At 44.4% G+C, this 7,853-nt stretch carries 7 protein-coding genes and 2 tRNA genes; all 9 read left to right on the top strand.

What is annotated here, in order from left to right:
- Positions 1–688: 688 nt before the first annotated feature.
- Complete coding sequence (locus tag Q0Y54_RS10325; protein ID WP_297967331.1) at positions 689–1,972, top strand: DUF3298 and DUF4163 domain-containing protein; 1,284 nt, start codon at positions 689–691, stop codon at positions 1,970–1,972.
- Between the two features lie 180 nt (positions 1,973–2,152).
- Positions 2,153–2,365, top strand: a complete 213-nt coding sequence (locus Q0Y54_RS10320) for a hypothetical protein (RefSeq protein ID WP_027398005.1) — start codon at positions 2,153–2,155, stop codon at positions 2,363–2,365.
- 92 nt (positions 2,366–2,457) lie between these two features.
- A complete protein-coding gene (locus Q0Y54_RS12665) occupies positions 2,458–2,964 on the top strand; it encodes an HMA2 domain-containing protein (RefSeq protein WP_366072652.1) in 507 nt (168 codons plus the stop codon).
- A 4-nt stretch (positions 2,965–2,968) separates the two neighbouring features.
- Positions 2,969–3,601 (top strand): HMA2 domain-containing protein, encoded by a 633-nt coding sequence (locus Q0Y54_RS10310; RefSeq protein WP_297967325.1) that lies wholly within the window; start codon positions 2,969–2,971, stop codon positions 3,599–3,601.
- Positions 3,601–5,682 (top strand): cation-translocating P-type ATPase, encoded by a 2,082-nt coding sequence (locus Q0Y54_RS10305; protein WP_297967322.1) that lies wholly within the window; start codon positions 3,601–3,603, stop codon positions 5,680–5,682. The genes Q0Y54_RS10310 and Q0Y54_RS10305 overlap by 1 nt, the downstream gene beginning before the upstream one ends.
- Before the next feature lie 191 nt (positions 5,683–5,873).
- A complete protein-coding gene (locus tag Q0Y54_RS10300) occupies positions 5,874–6,218 on the top strand; it encodes an Hpt domain-containing protein (RefSeq protein WP_297967320.1) in 345 nt (114 codons plus the stop codon).
- Between the two features lie 289 nt (positions 6,219–6,507).
- A tRNA-Pro gene (locus Q0Y54_RS10295) sits at positions 6,508–6,584 on the top strand.
- A 9-nt stretch (positions 6,585–6,593) separates the two neighbouring features.
- Positions 6,594–6,670: transfer RNA gene (locus Q0Y54_RS10290), tRNA-Arg, on the top strand.
- 357 nt (positions 6,671–7,027) lie between these two features.
- The coding region (locus tag Q0Y54_RS10285) for a hypothetical protein (RefSeq protein WP_297967316.1) at positions 7,028–7,853 on the top strand (826 nt) is incomplete at its 3' end.

Below are 7,853 nucleotides of genomic sequence, written 5' to 3'. Positions count from 1 at the left end.
CTTCGCGTCCGTCCGCCACATCATATCAGCTTTAATAGATTTTGTACCGATGTGTTATTTAGAGCTGCGCATGCTTCATGTCCATACCACATGCCACCCGCACATTTTGGCCAGGAAATTGCCGGTAAGGCGGGTCCTGTCATGGGCAGGTCCATTCATTTGCTTCGCTAGTGACACATCAATTAATTTATTGGCTTTGATTGGTATGGACGGGCTTCGCGTCCGTCCGCCACATCATATCAGCTTTAATAGATTTTGTACCGATGTGTCATTTAGAGCTGCGCATGCTTCATGTCCCTATCCCATGCCACCCGCACATTTTGGCCAGGAAGTTGCAAGTTAAAATGAGCAATCTCATTTGAGGTTGATCTTTTTTATTTTCATCTATTTATACTAAAAGCCTTCCCCTACGGGGCTAGCTCATTGCATTCGCGTCGCAAGTGGAAGGCTTAATTAAGAATTCCGCATTCCGCATTAACCTCAATGGGAAGGCTGGGGAGATTGATTTTTAATTTTTTTTGCATAAAAGCTCCTATTATGATATTTTACTTGTAAGTGGTAACAGAAATTATATTATGAAATCTTAGCGAAGCAAATCCGAAGGATGCAGATGAGCCATAGATTTCGTTGTAAGGGCGTAGTGCAAAATATCATTTTGCACGGAGTTTATTTTGGGAGGGATTAAATAATGTATATATCAAACAAAATTAAAAAATTCTTGGCTACGGGTATGATTTTCGCTCTTTCTGTGTCCCTTTGCGAGGCTGAGATACCGGTGGATGCTGCAATTCAACCAATTCAGCTAAATGTAAAAACCAGATATTATCGGGATGGCGATGGGGACGGGGATTTGCTGTGGAGCTCCAAGACTCTGGTTAATATGGTGGGCTCCGGAAAAGAAAAGGGGGTCGCTGCCCTTCAGGACAGTCTTTGGGAATATAACAAGAGGGCTAATGAGGAATACAAAGCTGTACGGGATAAAATGCTGAAGAACGCTAAAGCGGAAAAGGAATTGCGAAGGGCTGACGGAAGCTTCTTTTTTGGCCCCTATGAAAACCTTACCGATGTATATGTTCGCCGGGCGGATACGAATGTGACCAGCCTGCTTGAGTTTTATCATTCCTACGAAGGCGGTGTCCATGGTATGTATGCAGTATTTGGCCGGAATTTTGACAGCAAAACCGGCCGGGAGCTGGAGCTTACCGATGTATTTACTGACGCCAATATGCTGGTGGGGGCAATAGAAGCCCAACTGCGTCGGGATTATCCCAATGCCTCCTTTATGACAGATGGTGATAAGCTTATGGAGAGAATGGTAGAGCATATGATTTTGGAGGATAAGATTTCCTGGAGCCTTGATCCATGCGGAGCCACATTCTACTTCAATCCATATATGATTGGCTCCTATGCAGAGGGCATTTTCAATGCCACCATCCTCTTTGATGATTACCCCGGTCTGTTCAGGGAAAAATATGCAGCTATGCCGGCAGTCTATTGTATGGAGCTGTTTCCCTATTTACCTGTCCGGACCTGCTTTGCTGATGGCAGCAGTACAGCCATTACCGTAGGTGGTACAGATAGTGGCATAAGAGTAGAGGCCGGTGGTGAGCAGCTGTTTGACAGCGGCTATAGTGGAATTATCCGACCGATACTGGTAAGCATGGCTGATGGCAGAAGGTATATTTATGTGGATACTGTGGAGGAGGGAGAAAGCTGGGAATGCACCAGGGCCTATGATATTACGAACGGTGTACCGACGATAGTTCCACAAAAAAGCTGGGTCAGCCGCCGTGCCGATGTACCGGAGAACTACAAGGAGGCTGTGAATAATAAAAATAGGGAGAAAAACTTCTATGTAATGTCGGATGTTAATGATATATGGATGACTCTCTTTGATGAAAAAGGGGGACAAGCCACCAAGACTAGCTTTAAAATCGGTCAGGGCGGTGGTTTGCTGCTTAAACAGCAATAAAAATCATTTTCAAAATTTACTGGACAGGGAAGGGAGATTGAATTATAATAATGATAATGATTATTACAATTCAATAGCAAACATTTGCAGAATAAAATCTGTTGGATTTTTTTCATAAAAAAGTGGTATAATCCGATAGGAGTTATTCTTCAAGGTTATAGACGTAAGGAGGAAAATAGAATGTTTCAGAAGACAGATTTTTGGATTGGTTTGGCAGTAGGTGCAGTTGCAGGTATTTTCGGCTATCGGTTCATGCAGGAGCGTGAGCAGCAGATGGCAGCCATGCAGCAGTCCATGCTTCCGGCTGGTCAGGTTCCATTGGCTGAGCTTCAACGTCAGAAGGAAGAGCTTGAGGATATGATTGCGGCTCAGGAAGCAGCTCAGGCTGAGTAATGGTGTAGTAGGGTGGAGGTTGCTTTAGAATATCTGGAGCAGCCTCTTTCTTGTTATTGCAGGTAATTGTGTTGCGTATGGGAGTGGGCAGAATGGATAAAAAGGAAATAAAGAATACAGTAAAAAATGCTCCATTGTCGTTGCCATTGGGGATAACCGCACTGGGGACTGCCGCTTCATTGTGGCTTGGCAATAAGCGTATACATATTATGTGCGGTATGCTGTGGCTTGGATTATCGGCTATGCATACCTGGCAGCATTGTAACAAAGTAAAAAAAGATGCGGCTAAGGTGGTAGAAAAAATGGGAATAATGGATGTTTTGCATCTTCCAAAAAATAAATTGGATTTATTCGTGCGGTCTGTGGAGGTGTCCTCATATATTCCAGGCCGGGTGCGGCTTTACAGTAAAGCCTTGATTGGCAACAGGGAAAAGTGTAATCAGGTTTTTTCCTATTTAGATGGAATTGAAGAATTGGATGAGGTGAAGGTAAATGAGGTCACCGGTTCAATCTTGATTTTATATACTCCCCAGAAGCTTCGGCATAATGCTGAATTAGTACGGGTGGAGGAATACATAAAAGCTCATGTGAGGAGGTAATTGAATGTCATTTATGTCTGGAATGATGATGGGGGCGGCCATCGGACGTAACATCCATGAGATAATTGGCGGAAAAAACCGCTGGAAGGGGAATAGGGAAGGGGCCAATATAGGGGGCAATACCTGGGCCAATAGACACCGCAGCCCGGTGGAGCCCTTTGCCCTGGTAAGTAATTTGAAGGGCAGATGCCGTTATCGGATTAGTGCATTGATAGATAACAAAGCACTTGCAGCCCTATTGAAGGAGAAGCTGGAGAAAAAGAAGAAAATTTCCAAGGTAGAAATTAATACTCTCACCGGAAGTCTGCTGATTATCCACAATATGAACGAGCTGGAGGTAAATGAGCTGACTGGACGGCTTCAGATGATGACGAATTCCGGGAACAGCACCTGTGGACTGGGACAGGGGGCAACGAAGAAAGCACCGGTATTATATTCCTCCAATTGGCATAACACAATCAGCTCCGTTAATAATCAAATAAGACTAATGACCAATGGTTGGTTTGATTTGTCATCCCTGCTGTCAATTCTGTTTCTGATAAGAGGGCTCCGCAAGATATTCTTATATGGGCAGCGTCCTTCCGGGCCTGCTATGGTATGGTGGGCTCTTCACATGATGAAGGGGTGGAAACATTGATGGCCTTTAAATGCTATAGTATAAAAATGGGTGTCAGACTGTCCCAGCCAGACAGCCGAATGCTGTGCGTCCGTCTGAGAGCTATGCCGGGTATTGTATCGGCTGTGGTGGAAGGGACGGATCTGAAAATATGGTATCGGGGGGCGTTTCCTGGTCAGCGGGTGAAGCTACTGGTGGAGGCCGTAACGGCGTCGTACAAAAATAAGGACGATGTGCAGGATATGGCTGATTATCGCCGGGAGGCCATTTTATCCGTGGGCAGCTTTATTGCCATGCAGCTGCTGAAAAAGGCTTCTCCAACGGCCTTTGCCAGTGTAAAGCTGTTGCGCAGTGCTTTGATATTGTATATTGCCCGTAATTTTATTAAAAATGGTGTTACGGGGCTGGTACGGGATAATCGGCCCAATGCAGATACCTTGACGGCCACGGCAGTTGTGGCCTCGGTATTGGCCGGCAAGCCGGAATCCAGCCTTAGTCTGTTGGCCTTGTCCAATGGTGCAGAAATGCTGACAAGCTATGCGGCAGAGAAGGCCCGCGGTCATATTTCCGGCTTGCTGAATCTCAATCAGCCTTATGTATGGCTGGTGGATAACGGCATTGAACGGAAGGTTTCCGTGAAGGAGCTTAAGGCCGGTGATATTATTGCGGCCCATACCGGTGAGAAAATCTGTATTGATGGACAGGTATTGTCAGGGACGGCGGCCATTAATCAGGCCTCTATTACAGGTGAATCGGCACCGGCCATGAAGAAAAAGGGGCTGCCAGTATATGCCGGGAGCGTGGTAGAGGCTGGTGAGGTCACTATTAAGGTGGAAAAGGTGGGAGATGACACCTCCCTGGCCCATGTGGTTCATTTGGTGGAGGAAGCCCAGACCCGCCGGGCACCGGTCCAGAATTTTGCCGATACCATGGCCAATTTGCTGGTACCGATTTCCTTCCTGGGGGCGGCCATTGTATATGGGGCAACCAGAGACTGGCAGAGGGTGCTTAACCTGTTGTTTATTGATTTCTCCTGTGGCCTGAAGCTGTCCACGGCGACGGCTATTTCGGCGGCCATAGGTGCGGCGGCCCGCAAGGGTATATTGGTAAAGGGCGGTAACTACATTGAGGCCCTGGCTGATACTGATACGGTGGTTTTGGACAAGACCGGGACCATTACCGTAGGAGTGCCACAGGTGTCCAGCATATTGACGGTTAATGGCGTTGAGGAAAAGGAACTGCTGCTGTTGGCCGCTTCGGCAGAGCATCATTCCGTTCATCCATTGGCAGTAGCTATTCAGAAATATGTAAAGGACAAGGAATGGACCGTACCGCAGCATAAGTCCTCCAAGACCATTGTGGCCCGGGGCATGACGGCGGTGGTACCTGATTTTGAGAGCTTTGCCGGCGGCGAGGTGCTGGTGGGCAGTGCCAAGCTGATGAATGAGCGCAGGGTTTCAGGCATGGACCAGATAACAGTGGAGGACATTACCATGGGCTATATCTATGTGGCCCGGGATGGTCAGCTGCTGGGGGCCATTGGCATCAAGGATCCAATTCGTCCATTAATGAAAAAGACCCTGAATCAGATGCGCCGTCATGGTGTGGATGAAGTGGTAATGCTTACGGGAGATTCCAAGGCTGTGGCCAGTGAGGTGGCCCGGGATATGGATATTGATGCCTACCATGCTGAGGTGTTGCCGGAGGACAAGGCTAATCATGTGATGAAGCTGAAAAAGCGGGGCACCGTAATGATGGTAGGTGATGGTATCAACGATGCACCGGCTCTGGCCTTTGCCCATGTGGGGGTTACCCTTGGGGGACGCCAGACGGATTTGGCAGCCGAATCCTCGGCCGTTACTATTCGCTCTGAGGATCCTACCCGCCTTATAGATGCCCTGCAGCTGGGCAAGCGGACCATGAATTTAATTCACCAGAATTTTACGGCGACAATTATGGTAAATTCTGCAGCCATGCTGTTAGGTGCCCTGGGGGTTATCAATCCATTGTGGTCAGCAGTTATTCACAATACGGCCACCTTGGCTGTGGTATTAAATAGTGCCCGTATATTGGCCCCGGAGAAAAAACGGGTCGTGGCCTGATAAAGGAAGGCAATTTTTCTGTGATGAGATGGGTTTTCTGAATTGGTATAGCCCCAGAAAGCCCATTTTTATTTGGGGAATAATATTTACACATTGCGTCTTTACTATGTTCACAAGATGGTGTATCCTATAAATGAGTAAATATTGGTAACATTTAGCAATCATTATTTCTACTATAAGGAGAGAGGCGTATGTCAGCTTTAACAGATACTTTGAAATCCATGGGATGTGGCATTGATGAGGCTATGGCAAGGTTTTTGAATAATGAGGCATTTTATGAGAAGTGCTTCAAGAAATTCCTGGATGATACCGTTTTTGAGGGATTGGGAGCGGCTCTGTCCACCAGCAGTGTGGAGGATGGCTTCAGCATGGCCCATAATCTGAAGGGCGTAAGTGCAAATTTGGGTATTACGCCTATGTATGAGATTGTGGCGGCTCTGACAGAGGAATTACGGGCCGGCAATATGCCTGCTGATGCTATGGACAGATATAATGAAATCATGAAGATGCGGGATGATTTGAAGCGTCTTGTTTGATAGAGCGGTTGATTTTTAAATCGCATAATAAACTTCGTGCGAAACGTTATTTCACACTATGCCCTTGCGCGAAATCTAAAGCTCATCTGCATCTTTCGGATTTGATCTGCTAAGATTTCATAGTAAACTTCGTGCGAAACGGTTTTTCGCACTACGCCCTTACAACGAAATCTAAAGCTCATCTGCATCCTTCGGATTTGATTTGCTAAGATTTCGTAGTAAAAAGCTTGACACCATATGTGTTTTAGTGTATTATATACCGTGTTGACGCGTTAGGCGAAAGCGCGATCGGGGCATGGCTCAGTTTGGTAGAGCACCTGGCTTGGGACCAGGGGGTCGCAGGTTCGAATCCTGCTGCTCCGACCATTTTTATTTGCGACAGTAGCTCAGTTGGATAGAGCAACGGCCTTCTAAGCCGTGGGTCGGGGGTTCGAATCCCTCCTGTCGCACCATTGGAAACTTACCTCAAAGTCTTGTATATCAAGGCTTTGGGGATTTTTTATTTTCAGGTTAAATCTGAGCATTTGTCCACATTAGCTTTTTGTACCCCAATTTGTACCCCAATAGCAAAATATAGAATGTAATTTATGTTATCATTTGGAGTAGTTGGAAAAGGAAGCTATTGAAATAAAAATACATGAACTGGATCATAATTAGTTTGGGGTGTGTTTTCCATTTGAAGTTTTAAATATGAATGATAATATATAACCAATTCTTTCTCTCATATAATAAAAAGATAGCCGTTATGGTAAAATATATACTGTAATAATTATAGTCATAGAGCAGTGTATATTGGAGAAGTGATAGCTGTGAAAATAATGAATGTATATGGGATACCTATCATTGGAAATGGTTGTAATAGTCTCGATATGGATCACGACTGTTATACTATGCTGCAAAAATTTTTATCAGAATATGGGGCCGATTATAATTTAATAAATGCCGTAAAAACCGGTGATGATGAAGCAAGTCTCCTCTTAGAGAAACTATGGAAGAATAAGTGTCATCTTTATTGGAATTATAATAAGTGTAGTGATCCGTCGTTTCTATATGACTATATCCTTTTTCATGATAAAAAAGCTGAAGAGCAGGTTAATAGGATAAATTCTTATGCTTTAGAAAATGCTATGGATGATACTTTGTTAAAATCCATATTCAAAAAAATGCAGGAGCTGGTTGAGAGGTCCTGTACATTAATCAAACCTGATTTTGGTAGATATCAATGTGTTATTAATCAAGATGCTATCGTAAAGTTATGTGAATTTATTAACCAGGGTGTAGATGAAAAATACTGGGAACACAACAATGAAAAGGTTGAAGATATTTTTAAGATAGTAGAGCATATAGTAAACAACTTCGATAAGATGTTGTCAAAGTCCAGGATATATATATATTCTGAGGAATTTCAAGAATTATCGGGTATAAATATAATGCTTCCAGTGGAGGGAGTGGTAAGTGGTATATATCTTTTAGAGGTATATCATTCATCTGAAATTTTTAGAAATATTGTTTATAGTCCAATAAACAAGGGGGAAGAAGATAGTAGAAATGTTTCGGTCAAAAATGCGTATTCGACATCTTCTTCAATGGAATCTAAGTTAATTATTAATAATATTTCAAGTTTAAAATTGCCTG

This window comes from uncultured Anaerovibrio sp. (genome assembly GCF_947302755.1).
GTDB lineage: Bacteria > Bacillota > Negativicutes > Selenomonadales > Selenomonadaceae > Anaerovibrio.
This window is presented reverse-complemented; position numbering and strand designations above follow the sequence as displayed.

Coding starts and splice junctions, on each gene's coding strand:
- Q0Y54_RS10325 (WP_297967331.1), top strand. CDS start 689: ATGTATATATCAAACAAAATTAAAAAATTCTTGGCTACGGGTATGATT.
- Q0Y54_RS10320 (WP_027398005.1), top strand. CDS start 2,153: ATGTTTCAGAAGACAGATTTTTGGATTGGTTTGGCAGTAGGTGCAGTT.
- Q0Y54_RS12665 (WP_366072652.1), top strand. CDS start 2,458: ATGGATAAAAAGGAAATAAAGAATACAGTAAAAAATGCTCCATTGTCG.
- Q0Y54_RS10310 (WP_297967325.1), top strand. CDS start 2,969: ATGTCATTTATGTCTGGAATGATGATGGGGGCGGCCATCGGACGTAAC.
- Q0Y54_RS10305 (WP_297967322.1), top strand. CDS start 3,601: ATGGCCTTTAAATGCTATAGTATAAAAATGGGTGTCAGACTGTCCCAG.
- Q0Y54_RS10300 (WP_297967320.1), top strand. CDS start 5,874: ATGTCAGCTTTAACAGATACTTTGAAATCCATGGGATGTGGCATTGAT.